Below are 16924 nucleotides of genomic sequence, written 5' to 3'. Positions count from 1 at the left end.
AGGACGTTACTCTGGACGAGGCTCAGGCCGCTATGCAGGTGCTCATCGAGCAGGCAATTTTTGAAAACGCTGCCGGCGAGCTGTCCGAAATTGCGGAAGCACGCATGCACACCTGCAACATGACCGAGCTGCTGTAAGGAGCTGATTTACATGGAGCTCGACAAGCTGCTGACGGCGGCTGCCGATTACGGCTTTCCCATGCTGGTGAGCTGTTACCTGCTGGTGCGCATGGAAAGCAAAATCGATAAGCTGAGCGCCAACATCGACGCCCTGACCCGCGTACTTGCCGCCGCTAAGTAAAAATGTGACGGAAGCCGCCGCTTCCTGAATACGCAAAAAGACTATCGTACTACAGCATGCCGCTGATACGGTAGTCTTTTTTCTGCAATAATATTATTTTGTTAAATAGCGGCAGACGGCCAGCAAAAAACAAAATACCGCATTACAGCAGCCAATGATACAGGCCGAAGTAAGCACAGATACTCAGCACCGTAACGCCCAGAGCGGAAATCATAAACATTTTCACGAACAGATGATGCTGCTCCTCGTAGGACGCCCTCGCTGCGGAGGAATAAGCCGCCAAGGCCAGCGCCCCGCCGGTGGACAGGGGGCTGATGCCCGCCGTATTACTGATCATGGTTATCGCCGTTGCCAGCTCCAGCGGGTCCACGCCGCCGCCCAGCTGCGCCACAATATGCGGAATCGTAGGAATTAGCGTGGGCATAACCACGCCGGAGGTGGAGCTGAACCAGCTCATGATACCGGAGCAAATGCCCATGATGGAAGTAGCTGTTCTTTCGTTCATTACCGATACCAGCGCCGCGCTCAGCATCTTAATGCCGCCCTGATCGATAATCTGGTGCATCAGCACGCCCACGCCGGTAATCAGCAGCAGCGTCCCCCAGGGAATGCGCTTCAGCGCCTCGGCTTCGTCCGACACCTTGAGGAAGGACAGCACCGCCGCTACGCCAAAGGCCACAAGGCCCACGTTGATATGCAGAATCATAACTAAAAATACCATGGCCACGATGCCCAGCAGCGTAATTTCCTGCTTGCGGTTAAAGGGCGGCGTTTTTTCCGGTACTACCGTTTCATCCAGATGCAGCTTATAACCTCCCAGCAGGAAATAAACCACCACAGCGTATACCGTGGACGACAGCACGCCGTTCATTAAAAACTTTTCCTCAATACCGGTCAAGCCAAATTCGGCGCACAGGTTGATGCCGATAATGCCCGTGGCGGCCAGGGGCGACACACCGCCGCCGCTGGCTCCCAGCACTGTCAGCGCCGACAGCATAGCGGGGTGAATGCCCATCTCCGCCGCCAAAGCCATGGAAAAAACCATCATGATAGCCATGGTAGGCACCGTGCCGGGCCCTAAAGCGGATAATACAGTGGAAAAGACATAAATCAAAATCGGCACTAAATAGGTACGCTGCCCGGCCAACGCCACCACCTTTTTAGCCAGCAGGTCCAGACAGCCGTTAATCTGCGCCAGGCTGAACAAATAGGTAACGCCCAGCAGCATGATAAAGAGCGAAGAATTAAAGCCGCGGATAATTTCCGCGTCGGATACTCCGGCCAAGCGCCCCAGCACCAAGGCGAAGGCGATGCACAACAGGCCCGTATTCATTTTGCGGAAGAAGCCTAAAAAAATCGCCACCAATAAGAAAATTAAAGATACTAAAGCCATAATACACCTCCACTCAAAATTGCTAGTAAGCTGCTGGTGTAGTTGGCAGAAGCATCTTATTAACAAAATCCTACGACTTTTATATCTACGATAAATATACACCTATTGCGGATTTTTTTCAATTTATTTGTGCAAACGCCTTGAGAATTTATTTTACGGTTGCCGGCCCGTGCCGCAGACATTTTCGCCGCGGCTGTTTATTTATTATGCCGCTCATGATAAAATATATAATTACAGAGAATAAAAGTGAAAGCAAGTTGAAGCCACCGGACAAAGAACAAATATAAAAGTGAAAGCAAGTTGAAGCCACCGGACAAAGAACAAATATGGAGATGAAAGCAAGTTGAAGCCACTGAACGGAAAGCCCATGAATGAACAGCAAATAAGGCAATATCTACGCAAATTACAGCTGGGCGACCTCGCCCCCGCCGCCGACCTAGATACCCTGCGCCGACTGCAGGACGCCCATCTTAAATTTATTCCCTACGAAAATTTCGACTGCTTAAACGGCAGGATTACTTCCCTCAAGCGCCGCGACCTTTTTGAAAAGCTGGTGCTGCGCAACCGCGGCGGTATCTGCTTCGAGCTCAACGGCCTGTATAACTGGCTGCTGGAATCGCTGGGCTTTCAGCCGCTAAGCTTCGCCGCCCGCTATATCGATAAGCTGGACGTGTACCAAATACGCCGCCACCGCGTCATGTGCGTCAGTCTGGACGGCAAGCGCTACCTGACCGACGTAGGCGTCAACAGCGAAAGCCCCCGCCTGCCGCTGGAGCTTACCGAGGGACTGATTCAAAGCGACGGCATCAGCCAGTATAAATTTACCCGCGACGATTTTTGGGGCTGGCTGCTGTGGCAGAAGGAACGGGGCAAGCCCTGGAAGCGCCTTTTCGGCTTTACCGAGGAGCCGCAAATCGACAAGGATTTCATCATGGCCTCCTTTTGGTGCGACGCGCACCCCGATTCCCCCTTTATCACGGGCAAAAAGCTTTCCATCTTCCGCGAGGACTGCAATATAACCATCCGCGGCAATTACCTGAAATTCTATTTGGGCGGCCGCGTTAAATACCGCTATAAAATCCGCACCGGCGCCGATTTAAAGGAGCTGCTGTGGGAATACTTCGGCATCAATGTGGAATACCGTCTGAAAAACGACGGTATCGATTTTGAAGGATAAACATATGTTAGCTACTGATTTAGCCCGGCGTTTGCCCGCATATACGCGCGCTATCCTGACGGCCTTTAACGCAGCGGGCTTTGAAGCCTATTTAGTTGGCGGAGCCGTGCGCGACCTGCTGCTGGGGCTGACGCCGGAGGATTTTGATATTACTACCAGCGCCCGGCCGGAGCAGGTGCTGCAAATCTGTAAAAAACAGAGCTGGTCAACGCTGGACAAACTGGGCCACAACTTCGGCTGCGTTATTATTCTGCTGGACGGCGTGCCTACGGAGGTCACTACCTTCCGCGGCGAACGCTACGACAGCAGCGACGCTCACCGCCCCGCCGCCACCTGGTACTGCGACGCCTTGCAGGAGGATTTGAGCCGCCGCGATTTTACCGTCAACGCCATGGCTGTGGACATCGACGGCACGCTGTACGATTACTTCGGCGGTCAGCAGGATTTAGCCGCCAAACTGCTGCGTACCGTGGGCGACCCGGAGCGGCGCTACCGGGAAGACGCTTTGCGCATGCTGCGTGCCTGCCGCTTTACGGCGCAATTAGGCTTTACCTATGTGCAAAGCGGCGGCGACTGCGGCCCCTGCGGCATGGAAGGCACGCCCTATTATCTGCCCCGCAGCTACCGCTTCCCTGTGGAACGCTGCCAAGGTCTTTCCCTAGAACGGGTGCGGCGCGAACTGGAAAAGCTGCTCTTGAGCCGATACGCAGGCCGCGGCCTGATGCTCATGATGGCGACGGGGCTTTTAGGCGCCAGCTGCCGCGTCCGCCAGAACCAAAAGGACGTTGACGTTCCCATCCTGCCGGAAGCGCTGCATCTTTTGGGGCTGCGCCAAAACCCACGCTTTCATTTATACGATACCTGGGAGCATACGCTTTTAGCCATCGATAACAGTCCGCGCCAGCTGGCTATCCGCTGGGCGCTGGTACTGCACGATTTGGGCAAGGGCCTGCCGCAGATACGCACGACTAATAAGGAGGGCCAGCCCAGCGACCCGGGCCACGAAGCGCAAAGCGCAGCTATGGCGCAGGAAATTTTAACGCGGCTGCGTTATCCTGCCGCCTTTGTGCGTTTAGTAGTCTGGCTGGTGGCCCAGCACATGCGCTTCGCTCCCATGCTGCTGACCGGCGAAAAAACGCTGCTGCGCTGGGTACGCGGCGAAGCAACCGGCGGCGTCTTTAAAAGCTCCGCCCAGCTGACGGAGGCTTACTCCCTGCTGGCCGAGGTCTTTTTAGCCGACATGGGCGCTACCCACGCCCGCGAAAACCCGCAGCTGATGGCCGAAGGCCGCGCCCTAGGCGAGCAGGTTATCGAGCTGGCGCGCACACGCATGCCTGTCGCTCCCGGCGATTTGGCCGTCGGCGGGCGCGACCTGCTGGCGCTGCTGCCACAAGCGCAGTTAAAAAATACCTTCAGCTATTTACTGGAACGGGTGCAGTCCGGCAATCTGCCCAACGACCGCGACGCGCTGCTGGCAGCCGTCCGTAAAAATATAAAACGGCGTCAAAGCGCCGCAATGATATGAGGAGGATATTATGGAGATACGCAAAATAGCAGTCGGAGCCTTATGCTGCTTTGTCATTTTAGCCGGAACGAATTACTTGCTCAAGCAATACAGCGGCCCCGCCATCGCCAGCGCCGACGCCGCAGATTCCGGCGCGTCCGGAGGAGCCGCCCAGTTCGCCGGCAAGCACGATATCAAGGACTCCCCCTATTTCGCCCACCCCGATATTTATAACCTGCAAGCCAACGACCATCTGCTGATTTTGTCCCACTACCCCACGCTGCAGCAAAGCACGTATTACAGCTGCGGCCCCGTCGCCGCCAATACCGTAGTCAAATATTATCTGGGCGCGCCGCTGCACAGCGAAACGGAGGTCTGCAAAATGATGTCCACCAGCAGCGCCAGCGGCACTACCGCCAAGGGCATGGCCTCCTACTTCAAGCAAATCGGCTGGCAGGCCAAATCCTCCGCCAAGGATAAAACTCCTGATAATTACGCGGATTTCTTAGTCTTCGTCAAAAACAATCTGCAAAACAATACGCCCATCATGGTGGAAAACATCGACTGGGGCGGGCACTGGCGCGTCATCATCGGCTACGACACCATGGGTACGCAGCATACCGGCGACGACGTGCTGCTCATGGCCGACCCCTTCGACACCAGCGACCACCTGCAGGACGGCTACAATATCGTTCCGGCAGAACGCTTTTTCTATATGTGGTTCGACTCCCATCTGTTCAACCGCTCGGAGCAGCTGCGCCAATGGGTAACGGCCACGCCGCCCCCGGCCAAGTAACGCCTGTCGCAAGGCTTTCCTCTGATAATTTCAAAGCATATACTAAAGCCGCACCTTGACCGTGCGGCTTTTTCAACGATATAACAAATAAGGCTCCGCTTTTTTACTGAAAGCGGCGCATTCCTGCCGCCAGCGGGCAAAGACCTGCTCCGGCTCCTGTCCCTCCCGCAGGCTGCTTTCGCCCAAAGCAATGTCCAGCTTATAGCCGGGTATGCCGTAGCCCCGCTCCGGAAACTGCACCTTATCGGGATACAAGCGTTTAAAGGTTGTCAAGAGCCAATAATCCAGCTCCGGCAAATTTACCTGCCGCTTATCCAACAAATAAATCTCCACGCCCTGCGCCAATTCGCCCTTATATGCGCCATAGCGCGGCGTAAAGGCCGCGGCGCGAAAAGCGACGTGCGGCAGCTGCAGCGCGTCCAGCGCCCGCTTTACCTCCTGCGCGTCGGCAAAAGGCGCTCCCATAACGGCGAAGGGCTGCGCCGTGCCCACGCCTACGGATAGATTGCTGTCGCCGCTGACGCCGGTCGCGCAGTACAAAAACGCCGTATCCGCCGTTGGAATCAAGGGCGAGGTCAGCACCCAGGGCAGCCCGGTATCCTGCCACAGCATACTGCGACGGTAATGTTTCATCGGCACTACCTCTAAAGCGCAGTTAATTTTTTCCTCAGCATTGATATAGCGGGCAAACTCGCCGATGGTCAGGCCGTGACGCAGCGGAATGGAGTACAAGCCGATAAAACTGCTGAAGCCCTCCTTCAAAACTGGTCCCTGCGCCGCGCCGCCCAAAGGATTAGGCCGGTCCAGCACCACCACCTGCTTATGATATTTGGCGCATTCCTCCATAATGTAGGCCAGCGAAGAAAAGTAGGTATAATGGCGCACACCCACGTCCTGAATATCCACCACTATGGTATCGATAGTGTCCAGCATCTCCCTAGTAGGACGGTGACTGCTTTGATAAAGACTGAACACGGGAATGCCGTCGTACTCATGTCCAGCAAATTCTTCGCCCGCCGCCACCGCGCCGAACAAGCCGTGCTCCGGCACAAAAACAGCCTGCAAATCGTACTGCTGCCGCAACAGCTCCACGCTGGAGCGCAAGCGGCTGTTCACGCCCGTTTGATTCGTAAATAAGCCCAAGCGCTTGCCGTCCAGCAGCTCCCGCGCCTGGGGCTCTGCCAAACGCTCCACGCCCAGCTTCACGGAAGGCTGTTTAGCCGCGCAGCCCGTCATCAGCAGCAGACAGCACAGCAGCAAAATTATTTTTCGCATAAGCAATATCCCCTCGTTCATGAACAATTACTTATATTATACCACAAGGGCATAAGTTCTGCTAAGCTCTGCGTTCGCCTTTGGCTCCGCAATCGCTAAGCATTCACTTAATACCATGTCGACCGCGGCTCTGTCATTGCCTCCGGCTCGCCAATCGCCGGGTGTCAGGTATAAGTTGTACATCAGCTCTTGCTTCGCCTTCAGCTTGCAAATCGCTGTGTACAAGCTTTATAGCACAAGGGCATAAGTTGTACATCAGCTCTTGCTGCGCCTTCGGCTTGCAAATCGCTATGTACAAGCTTTATAGCACTTATAAAAGCAGAACGCGCAAAATTTCTTGCGCGTTCTGCTCGGCTATATCTTCAATATACTATTATCAACTGTTACTCGCCTTGCGCCGCCAAATATTTATCCACAGCGGCGGCAGCGCCCCGCCCTTCGGCAATCGCCCAGACTACCAGGCTTTGTCCGCGGCGGGCGTCGCCTGCTGCGAACACGCCGGGCACGGAGGTCAGATAATTTTTATCGTCGGCGGCAATGCTGCCGTTAGCGGCCTTGGCTACGCCAAACTCGTCCAGTAAGCGCTGCTCGCTGCCCGTAAAGCCCATGGCCAGCAGCACCAGCTGCGCCGGTACGACGCGCTCCGTTCCGGCAATATCCACAGGCACACGGCGTCCGTTGACCTGCTGCCATTGGTTCTGGCACAAGCGCAGGCCGGTTACATGACCGGTTTCGCCGATAAATTCCTTCGTCGTCACGCAAAACTCCCGCGCGTCCTCTTTAAATTTGCAGATAGCCTCCTCCTGGCCGTAGTCCGTTTTAAACACTCGCGGGAACTGGGGCCAGGGATTATCCTCTGCGCGGCAGTGGGGCAGGCAGGGGTTGATTTCCAGCTGACGCACGCTGCGGCAGCCCTGACGGATAACCGTCGCCATGCAGTCGTTGCCCGTGTCGCCGCCGCCGATGATCACCACGTCCTTATCCTTGGCGTCCACTGCCAGCCCGTCGGCAAAATTGCTGTCCAACAAGCTCTTGGTCACGCCGTGCAAATATTCCTTGGCAAAGTAAATACCTGCCAGCTCGCGGCCCTTCACCGGCAAATCGCGGGGCACCGTAGCGCCGGTACACAGCACCACGGCGTCGTATTCCTCCAGCAGCGTGCTGGACGCCAGCTTCACGCCCACCTCCGCGTTAAGCGCAAAGGTAATACCCGCCTCCTGCAAAAGCTGTACGCGGCGCGCGATCAGCTTCTTATCCAGCTTCATATTCGGCACGCCGTACATCAACAGGCCGCCGGGACGATCGGCTCTTTCGTACACCGTTACCAAATGCCCCGCCCGGTTCAGCTGGTCGGCGCAGGCCAGGCCCGCCGGGCCGCTGCCGACTACGGCAACCCTTTTGCCGCTGCGGCGCGCCGGTTTGCCCGGCTGCACTAATCCTTGTTCAAAGGCGTTTTCGATAATATACTGCTCGATATTCTTAATCGTCACCGGGGCGCTCGCCAGCCCGGCGTTGCAGGCGCCCTCGCAGGGAGCGGGACAGACGTGGGAAGTAAATTCCGGGAAATTATTGGTCTTGGCCAAGCGCGCATAAGCGAAAGCGTCCATGCCGCGGTACAGCAAATCGTTAAATTCCGGCATCAGATTATGCAGCGGGCAGCCGCTGACCATACGGTTCAGCATGATGCCGCTGTGGCAGAAGGGCACGCCGCAGTCCATGCAGCGGGACGCCTGGCAGCGCAGCTCCTCCCGATGGGGCAGGCTGCTGGTCTTGATTTCCTGCCAATCGTTGATACGTTCCGAGGGAGCGCGCTGAGCCAGCTCCCGGCGTGCATAATCCATAAATCCTGTAGGCTTGCCCATTATGCCTTCACCTCCTCAAAAACCTTCAGCGTGGCTTCCTCCAGCTCCACGCCCTGCTGCAGATAATCGTTCAGCTTTTCCATAACTATCTTATAATCCCTGGGAATAACCTTGACGAACTTGCCGCGGTATTCCTCCCAGTTATCCAAAATTTCCAAAGCCAGCTTGCTACCGGTGTACTGGGCGTGATTGAGAATCATTTTCTTCACGGTCATGCTGTCACCGATGCTCTCCAAGGGCTCCAACAGCACGATTTCCTTATTGCAGTAGGAAGCGAAATCCCCATCCTTATCCAGCACATATGCCACGCCGCCGCTCATACCTGCGGCGAAGTTACGGCCAGTGCGGCCTAAAATAACCACCGTGCCGCCGGTCATATATTCGCAGCCATGGTCGCCCACGCCCTCGATAACGGCGCTGACGCCGCTGTTGCGGATACAGAAGCGTTCGCCGGCTATGCCGCTGATATAGGCCTCGCCGCTGGTAGCGCCGTAAAAGGCTACGTTGCCGATAATGACGTTTTCATGAGGATTGAAGCGCGCTTCGCTATCGGGATAGATAACGATGCGGCCGCCGGACAGGCCCTTGCCCACATGGTCGTTGGCGTCGCCCTCCAGCTCCAGCGTTACGCCCTTGGGCAGAAAAGCGCCGAAGCTCTGGCCCGCGCTGCCCTTGAAATGCAGGCTGACCGTGTCGGCAGGCAGGCCCTCCGCGCCGTAACGGCGGGTTATCTCGCTGCCTAAAATCGTTCCCACTACGCGGTCGGTATTCTTAATGGGCAGCGTAATGCGCACCGGCTTTTTATCCGTCAGGCTGCGGCGGCAAATATCCAGCAGTTCCCGCATATCCAGCGATTTTTCCAGCTGATGGTTCTGCTGTTTGGTGCAGACCTGGCTGGCTCCCGGCTCCACTTCCGGCTTATACAAGAGCGGCGACAAATCGAGATTTTTATTCTTCCAGTTGCGCGCCTTTTCCAGCTTGGGAATGAGCACCTCCGTGCGCCCCACCATTTCGTCGATAGTGCGGAAGCCCAGCATAGCCATGTATTCGCGGGTTTCCTGCGCGATAAAGCGCATAAAGTTGACTACGTATTCCGGCTTGCCGCGGAAGTTTTTGCGCAACTGCGGGTCCTGGGTAGCCACGCCCATGGGGCAGGTGTTCAGATTGCAGACGCGCATCATGATGCAGCCGATAGCCACAAGGGGTGCGGTGGCAAAGCCAAATTCCTCCGCGCCCAGCAGAGCGGCGATAATTACGTCGCGGCCGGTCATCAGCTTGCCGTCCGTTTCCAAGGTTACGCGGTCGCGCAGATTATTTAAAAGCAGCGTCTGATGCGTTTCCATGAGGCCCAGCTCCCAGGGCAGGCCGGCGTGGTTAATGCTGGTGCGCGGCGACGCGCCCGTGCCGCCGTCATAGCCGCTGATGAGCACCACGTCGGCGCAGGCCTTGACTACGCCCGCCGCGATAGTGCCCACGCCCACCTCGGACACCAGCTTCACGCTGATGCGGGCGCGGGGATTAGCGTTCTTCAAATCGTGAATCAGCTCCGCCAAATCCTCGATGGAGTAAATATCGTGATGGGGCGGCGGCGAAATCAGCCCGATGCCCGCAGTCGTGCCGCGGCATTCGGCAATCCAGGGATAAACCTTGCCGCCCGGCAGCTGGCCGCCCTCGCCCGGCTTAGCGCCCTGGGCGATTTTTATTTGAATCTCGTCGGCGTTGACCAGATAATTACTGGTGACGCCAAAACGTCCCGAAGCCACCTGCTTAATAGCGCTGCGTTTGCTGTCGCCGTTGGGCAGCGGTTGGAAACGGCTGGGATGCTCGCCGCCCTCGCCAGTATTGGATTTGCCGCCGATACGGTTCATGGCGATGGCCAGGCACTCGTGAGCCTCCTGGCTCAAGGAGCCGTAGCTCATAGCGCCCGTTTTAAAGCGGCGACAGATGCTTTCCACCGATTCTACCTCGTCGATATCGATGGGCAGGCGCTGGGGCGTAAAGGTCAGCATACTGCGCAGATTCTGGTTGGCGAATTCACTGCCGCCCAGCTGCTCGGAAAATTCCTTGAACAGCTTATAATCGCCGGTACGGCAGGCCTGCTGCAGCTTAACGATGGTTTCCGGATTGATGGCGTGCTTTTCGCCGCCGTTACGGTACTGATAGTGGGAGCCGGACTCGTAGCTGAATAAATCCAGATTATCCTCGGCAAAGGCAGGCTCGTGCCGCAGAGCCACCTCCCTGGCGATTTCCTCCAGGCCGATGCCCTCCAAACGGGACGGCGTGCCCGTAAAGTATTTATTGATGACGGCACTGCTGATGCCGATGGCTTCAAAAATCTGCGCGCCGCGGTAGGACTGGACGGTGGAAATGCCCATCTTGGACAAAATCTTAGCAATGCCGTGGGTGCAGGCGCTGATATAATTGGCCGCCGCCTCTTCAAAGCCGATGTCCAGCATACCGCTGCCGCACATATTTTCCAAACTTTCAAAGGCCAGATAAGGATTGATGCCGCTGACGCCGTAGCCCAAGAGCAGCGCCATATGGTGCACCTCCCGCGGCTCCGCCGATTCGATGATGATGGAGGCCCGCAGACGCGTCCCCTTGGCGATCAAGTGATGGTGCAGGCCGGCCCCGGCCAGCAGCGCCGGAATAGCAGCCAGCTCCTTATTTACGCCGCGGTCGGATAGAATCAGAATACACTTGCCCTCATCGATATATTTATCAGCCTGCGCAAAAATAGCGTCCAAAGCCTTTTCCAAACCTGCGCCGCCCTCGCTGACCTTGTACAGCATGGGAATAACGGCGGCGTCGAAGTCGGGGATATGCTTCAGCTTAGCCAGCTCGATATTGCTTAAAACCGGGGACTCCGCCGAAATCTGACGGCAGCTTTCCGGCTGCGGGTCGATCAGGTTCAGCTCCGGCCCGATACCGCTGGTCGTATCCGTAAAGACCTCCTCGCGGATAGCGTCGATGGGCGGGTTCGTTACCTGCGCAAAAAGCTGCTTGAAATAATTGTACAGCAGCTGCGGCTTTTCACTGAGCACGGCCAGCGGCGCGTCGTTGCCCATGGCTCCCAGCGGGTCGATGCCCTTGAGCGCCATAGGCCGCAAAAACTTCGTCAAATCCTCCAGCGTGTAGCCGAAGGCCCGCTGGCGCTGCAAAAGCGTTTGGCTATCGGGAATCGGCAGCTCGCTCTGTAAAGGAATATTTTTCAGCTTGATGGAATATTTGTCCAGCCATTGGCGGTAAGGATGCTCGCTCGCAATCTGGCGCTTGATTTCATCGTTACCGATAATGCGCCCCTGTACCGTGTCGATAACCAGCATCCGTCCCGGACGCAGGCGATCCTTTTTAATAATCGTCGACGGGTCGATATCCACCACGCCCACCTCGGAGGCCAGCACAATGGTATTGTCGTCCGTAATATAATAACGGGAAGGGCGCAGGCCGTTGCGGTCCAGTGCGGCGCAGATAGTGCGACCGTCGGTAAAGGCCATGGCGGCGGGGCCGTCCCATGCTTCAATCAAAGAGTTGTGGTACTCAAAAAAAGCCTTCAAATCCGGGTCCAGGTGAGGATTCTTGCCCCAGGGCTCCGGTATCATCATCATTACGGCATGGGGCAGGCTGCGGCCGGACATCACTAAAAATTCCAGGCAGTTGTCAAACATACCGGAATCGGAACCGGTTTCGTCGATAATCGGCATAATCTTGCTGATATCGTTGCCCCACAGGCTGTTGCCGCACATGGTCTGACGGGCGCGCATCCAGTTGATGTTGCCGCGCAGCGTATTTATTTCGCCGTTGTGCATCAGATAGCGGTACGGATGCGCCCGCTCCCAGCTGGGGAAGGTGTTGGTGCTGAAACGGGAGTGGACCAGCGCCAGCGCCGTTTCCATGGAGCTGTCCTCCATGTCGGCATAAAAGGTGCGCAGCTGCTCCGTCGTCAGCATACCCTTATACACGATGGTACGGGACGAAAGGCTGGCCACATAAAAGTATTTGCCGCCGCGCAGCTTGCCGTAGCGAATGTAATTTTCCGCTTGGCGGCGAATGCTATACAGCTTGCGCTCAAAAGCGTTGTCGTCTATATCCAGGCGGTCGCAAATATTATCCGACGGCTTAACGAAAACCTGCGCCATAAAGGGCATACTCTGCCGCGACTTTTCGCCTAAAACCTCCGGGTGTACGGGAACGCAGCGCCAGCCTAAAACCGTCTGGCCGTTACCCTCCACAATGCGCTCAAAATGACGCTGCACATTCTCTCTTTCTACAACGTCCGGCGGCAAGAAAATAAAGCCTACGGCGTACTTGCCCTCCTCCGGCAGCTCAATGTCCAGCTTAGCGCATTCCTTGACGAAAAAATTATGCGGAATTTGCAGCAATACGCCAGCGCCGTCGCCGGAATTCATATCTGCGCCCTGACCGCCGCGGTGGTCCATATTATGCAGCACCACCAGCGCTTGCCGCAAAATCTTATTGGATTTTTTGCCGTTGATATTGGCAACCACGCCAACACCGCAGGCGTCGTGCTCAAACCAAGGGTCGTACAGCCCCCGCTTAGCAGGCAGCGAAGTATTCATAATGATTTCCCCTCTCAAAATTAAAAAAACTAATCACAGTGCAACTGTAACTTTAATTATAATAGAGCTCTCGAGCTATTGCAAATTGTATACATGTATATTTTAACAGTTGACAGTAAGAGGCAGGCCATCTTCCCAGTCCTAAAAATAAAATCAAAACAAACGCTTACTTCAATATATAGGCACAAAATCAGTAAAATGCAATTATACAACTATAAGAAAAAATAAAGGCAGCCCTCTGCCATCAGAAGCCTGCCTTCATTATTATTAAATTTTTACTTTCAGCCCAAGCCGTTGCAACGCGCCAAATCGTCGTACACCAGCGCGGCCAGCTTAGCCGTCAGCTCCGGCCTGCCCTGGCACAAGCCTGTCTGCGCCAGCAGCTCATTCAGCTTAGCCTTGCTGCACAGCATACAGCAGCAGGGCAAAATAAGCTCGCCGGCCATATAAGCCGCCGCCCGCAAGGACATTTCATCCGCCAGCAGGCTGCCGTCCGCCGCCTTAGCCGCAAAAACAGCCCAACGCTTGTCGATAGCCTTCGCCAGCTGCCTTTCCAATACGCCGGCCATGACTTAACGCATATTTTCAATAAAATCTTCAAAGGTGTTGATAAGCACTGGGTGCCCGGTCACCGCCAAATCGCGAAGATAAGTGCCATAGGATTCGTAAACCTTGTCAGACAAATCCATTTTCAGGCCCTCTTTAACATATTCGTCCATCATTTTCAGAATGAAACGGTTAACGGCGCCGCTGGCAGGATCCACGTTCAGCGGGATAATGCGGGTTTCAGATGCGTATTTTTCCACTAATACTTTCCAGCCGCCGGGAACAGGCGGCAGGCGGGTTGCTTTAATAAAATAGTTGTCGGGAGAAAAGCCTACATAGCCGTTCATTTTGTTATATAATTTAGCCTTCTGCACAGGAAAACCGTTCTTGTTGCCCCATTTTACGATTTCCTCGCACACTTCATTATTGTGAATTACGCTGGGGAAGGTTGCTTCCGCTAAAATTTCAGACATGATGATACCTCCTCATGATTTATAATCATATTTTACTCTAGTTTGCTGATTATTTCAATAAGAGCCGCCGCAGTAAAGGTGATTTTTCTTGCAATCCTCCCTGCCGCGTCCTTGAACAATTCTGGCATTTGTTCCCGCAACCTTCAGCGCACGTCGGCGCAAAAATGCGGCGCCGCTGACACGACGCCGCAATGAGGACACTCGCATTTAAATTTGTCCCAGGGATTTCAAAATAGCCTGCGCGATAATCGCACTGCCGATATAAGTGCCGACGAAAACCACAATCGCCAGCACGCAGATGCGCCAGCCGGTTTTGGCAAAGGCATCCAAATCCTTACCAATGGAAACGCCGGCATAAGCCAGAATCGGCGTACACAGTGCCACAAAGCCTACGTTTTTAACATAAGCGTTAATAACGTCGCTGCCGGGAACGCCGGGAATGGTCAAAATGCAGCCGATAGTTACAACATAAGCGGCAGCGGGAATCCCGCCGGGCAAATATTTGGACATCAGCATGCCCACTAAGGCGATAACCGCCAGAATCAGCAGACCGGGAATGGAATCCACGATAGTAGCCTTCGTACCCAAAACATTGGAGAACAGGCTCATGAAAGACACAATTGCCAAAATGATAATAGTATCCTTTAATTTCATTTTGCTTCCTCTCCTTTCTCAGACGCTTCGGGCAGAACGCCGTATTTCAGCTTATAGAATTTTTTATACAGCCATTCGGTCATGGGCAGGCCAATCCATACGGACATATACAAACCGTCCAGACCGGAAAGCATATTGGAGGCTGCGCCAAAAGCCGCCAGCTGGTCGGCCATATTGGGATACATAGCCGCAAGACTGCCTACAGCTGCGGTCATCATGCTGGCAGAGCCAACGCCTGCGGCCATTGCCAAAGCATAGGGATGAATGGGCAGAGTGGAAGCGGCTACGCTGGCCATAATGCCGAAGAAAATTGTACCGAAAACGGTACCGGCGATATAAACGCCCATAACGCCGCGGCCTTCGCTGCCGTCCAGGCCAAATTTTTCGCCGATCAGCGCTACGTTCGGCTCGCGAGCGATAGAGTGAGCCGCGCCGATGGTTTCACGCTTCAGGCCCAGGTACACAGCTACAGGCACGCCCAAAAGCACGGTGCCCAAATTGCCGAACTCCTGCAAGATCAAAGCCGGAGAAGCGGCTAAAATTTTCGGCAGCGTGGGGCCTACCAAAGTGCCGTAACGCGCCATGAGCAGCATCAGCGTAACGCCGATGAGTCCGCTGGCGTCCACCATTTCTTTTTTGCCGGACAAATTCAAAAATTTCGGCGTGGTCAAAATGCCCAGCAGCAAAGCGTACAGCATGGGCAGCAGCACAATGCGTCCGATGCCGATGGTAATTGTGTGCGTGCCGATCAATTCCGCCACAATGATCAGCGCGAGAATAATGGCATGTAATTTAATATTTTTCATTACATTCCCCTCCTTAAAATATTTCTATAATGGCAAAACCGGGAAAGAGCCGTGGGCTGCGAAGTCACTCGCCGGCTCCCAAGCGATTTAACTAAAATAGCTTTCCATTTTTTCAATGTATTCTTCTTTTGTCAGAATGGGCTTAAAGTCCGCCAGAATTGCTTTGGCCTCTTTAGCGTCGTCAGCCAGCAAATCCACCAGCACCATAGCGAAAGCCTTGGCAGGCAGCAGCACGGCGGCGTTAAAATCAACCGCATGGAAGCCGCCGGTGTGCAGCAAGCCTTCGGTGCCGCCAATAAAAGGATGGATAACCGGCATCAGATGGGACACATCGCCCATATCGGTGGAAGCGCTGAAATGCCCGGCGTCCTTAATATCCACATCAGGATAAGCCTTGAGGGAATTTTCCACCATCAGCTCGTTCATGCGCCGGTTGCAGTTCAAGGGCAGCATGCCCGGCAGCGTTTCCACAATGGTCTGCGCTCCTACGGCGTCGCCGCCGGCCTTTAAGGCTGCATCCACGCGCTTGTGGGTGCTGTCGATGGCGTTCATGGTTTTAGCGCGCACATACAGCTCCATCCGCACGTCGTCCGGCACGGAATTTACAAAATCGCCGCCCTTGGTGATAATCGGATGGACGCGCACCACATCCTGCTCGCGGAAGGTTTCGCGCAAAGCGTTAATACCCATCAGCCCCAGCATGGCGGCGTTCAAAGCGTTGACGCCCTCGTGGGGAGCGTCGGCGGCATGAGCGGTTTTGCCCACATAGCGCACAGTTTTGCCCACGAAGCCGTTGCTGCTTTCACCGATGGAAACGGTGGGACGCGGCATATTTTTATCGGCGTGCATCTGCATCGCCATATCGATATCGTCAAAGGCTCCCTCGTAAATCAGCTGGCCCTTGCCGCTCAAAAAATGCAGCTTACCGGATTTCACCAGCTTTTTGCGGTACTCTATCTCAATATATTCCTCGGCAGGAACGCCGAAGAAAACTACGTCGCCGGTCAGCTCGCTCAGCACGCCGGACTTCATAATGCCGCAGGCGGCGCCCAGCATGGTTGCGATTTGTAAATTATGGCCGCAGGCATGGGCGGCGCCGGTCAGCGGGTCGGCCTTTTCGCTTTCGGGGCAGCCCACAGCGTCCAGCTCGCCTACAACTGCGGCGGTCGGGCCGGGCCTGCCGCTTTTGGCGCGGGCTTTAACGCCGTTGATAGCCAGCCCGGTTTGCGGCTCCAATCCCAGCTCGCGCATAAATGCGGCCACCTTCGCGGCAGTTTTGACTTCCTTAAAGCCCAGCTCCGGTTCGTCGGCGATACTGTCGGCCACAGCTTTAATTTTATCAGCGGAAGCGTCGATAGCGGCGCATACTTTTTGTTTTAAAAGCTCCTTGTCCATGAAGCAGTTCCTCCTTTGAGCTTTTGTCTTTAAACAAAAGACATCACATATTGAAACTTAATATATTTACTACAATTATAGCATAACAGATACAAATGTCAAACATTCCAAGCCGGTATACAAGATATCTCTTACACTATTCAGTAAGATTTTTATTTACCTC

Annotated in this window: 14 protein-coding genes; 5 read left to right on the top strand and 9 right to left on the bottom strand. The window is 55.1% G+C overall.

Going from position 1 to position 16924, the window contains the following annotated elements:
* Window positions 1–11: 11 nt before the first annotated feature.
* Window positions 12–137 (top strand): DUF2922 family protein, encoded by a 126-nt coding sequence (locus Q4E64_RS11465; protein WP_368501532.1) that lies wholly within the window; start codon window positions 12–14, stop codon window positions 135–137.
* Window positions 138–150: 13 nt separating this feature from the next.
* Entirely contained in the window at window positions 151–300 is a 150-nt protein-coding gene (locus Q4E64_RS06600; protein WP_293729248.1) for a YvrJ family protein, read from the top strand.
* A 142-nt stretch (window positions 301–442) separates the two neighbouring features.
* Here the strand turns inward: Q4E64_RS06600 and Q4E64_RS06595 are convergent, their stop codons facing one another.
* Complete coding sequence (locus Q4E64_RS06595) at window positions 443–1693, bottom strand: SLC13 family permease (RefSeq protein ID WP_303166961.1); 1251 nt, start codon at window positions 1691–1693, stop codon at window positions 443–445.
* A gap of 367 nt (window positions 1694–2060) precedes the next feature.
* Between Q4E64_RS06595 and Q4E64_RS06590 the strand changes: the two genes are divergently transcribed.
* From Q4E64_RS06590 to Q4E64_RS06580, 3 genes are read left to right on the top strand one after another with little or no spacing between them, the layout of a single operon-like run.
* A complete protein-coding gene (locus Q4E64_RS06590) occupies window positions 2061–2870 on the top strand; it encodes an arylamine N-acetyltransferase (RefSeq protein ID WP_303166960.1) in 810 nt (269 codons plus the stop codon).
* A 4-nt stretch (window positions 2871–2874) separates the two neighbouring features.
* A complete protein-coding gene (locus Q4E64_RS06585; protein ID WP_303166959.1) occupies window positions 2875–4395 on the top strand; it encodes a CCA tRNA nucleotidyltransferase in 1521 nt (506 codons plus the stop codon).
* Window positions 4396–4405: 10 nt separating this feature from the next.
* Entirely contained in the window at window positions 4406–5170 is a 765-nt protein-coding gene (locus Q4E64_RS06580) for a papain-like cysteine protease family protein (RefSeq protein ID WP_303166958.1), read from the top strand.
* A 72-nt stretch (window positions 5171–5242) separates the two neighbouring features.
* Here Q4E64_RS06580 and Q4E64_RS06575 read toward each other — a convergent pair whose 3' ends face one another.
* The 8 genes from Q4E64_RS06575 to Q4E64_RS06540 all read right to left on the bottom strand — a co-directional run bounded on the left by Q4E64_RS06575 (window position 5243) and on the right by Q4E64_RS06540 (window position 16761).
* On the bottom strand, window positions 5243–6445 hold the full coding sequence (locus tag Q4E64_RS06575; protein ID WP_303166957.1) for a DUF1343 domain-containing protein: 1203 nt from the start codon (window positions 6443–6445) through the stop codon (window positions 5243–5245).
* A gap of 383 nt (window positions 6446–6828) precedes the next feature.
* The gene (locus tag Q4E64_RS06570; RefSeq protein WP_303166956.1) at window positions 6829–8307 is read right to left on the bottom strand and encodes a glutamate synthase subunit beta; all 1479 of its coding nucleotides are present in this window, start codon (window positions 8305–8307) and stop codon (window positions 6829–6831) included.
* Entirely contained in the window at window positions 8307–12887 is a 4581-nt protein-coding gene (gene gltB, locus Q4E64_RS06565) for a glutamate synthase large subunit (protein WP_303166955.1), read from the bottom strand. Before gltB ends, Q4E64_RS06570 begins: the two co-directional genes overlap by 1 nt.
* Before the next feature lie 281 nt (window positions 12888–13168).
* Complete coding sequence (locus Q4E64_RS06560; protein ID WP_303166954.1) at window positions 13169–13456, bottom strand: hypothetical protein; 288 nt, start codon at window positions 13454–13456, stop codon at window positions 13169–13171.
* Between the two features lie 3 nt (window positions 13457–13459).
* Complete coding sequence (locus Q4E64_RS06555) at window positions 13460–13906, bottom strand: hypothetical protein (RefSeq protein WP_303166952.1); 447 nt, start codon at window positions 13904–13906, stop codon at window positions 13460–13462.
* A 207-nt stretch (window positions 13907–14113) separates the two neighbouring features.
* A complete protein-coding gene (locus tag Q4E64_RS06550) occupies window positions 14114–14560 on the bottom strand; it encodes a DUF340 domain-containing protein (RefSeq protein ID WP_303166951.1) in 447 nt (148 codons plus the stop codon).
* A complete protein-coding gene (locus tag Q4E64_RS06545) occupies window positions 14557–15366 on the bottom strand; it encodes a DUF3100 domain-containing protein (protein ID WP_303166950.1) in 810 nt (269 codons plus the stop codon). The genes Q4E64_RS06550 and Q4E64_RS06545 overlap by 4 nt, the downstream gene beginning before the upstream one ends.
* Before the next feature lie 87 nt (window positions 15367–15453).
* Entirely contained in the window at window positions 15454–16761 is a 1308-nt protein-coding gene (locus Q4E64_RS06540) for an amidohydrolase (protein ID WP_303166949.1), read from the bottom strand.
* Window positions 16762–16924: the final 163 nt, after the last annotated feature.

Source organism: Phascolarctobacterium sp., from assembly GCF_030531065.1.
In the GTDB taxonomy this organism is placed as follows: domain Bacteria; phylum Bacillota; class Negativicutes; order Acidaminococcales; family Acidaminococcaceae; genus Phascolarctobacterium_A.
This window is presented reverse-complemented; position numbering and strand designations above follow the sequence as displayed.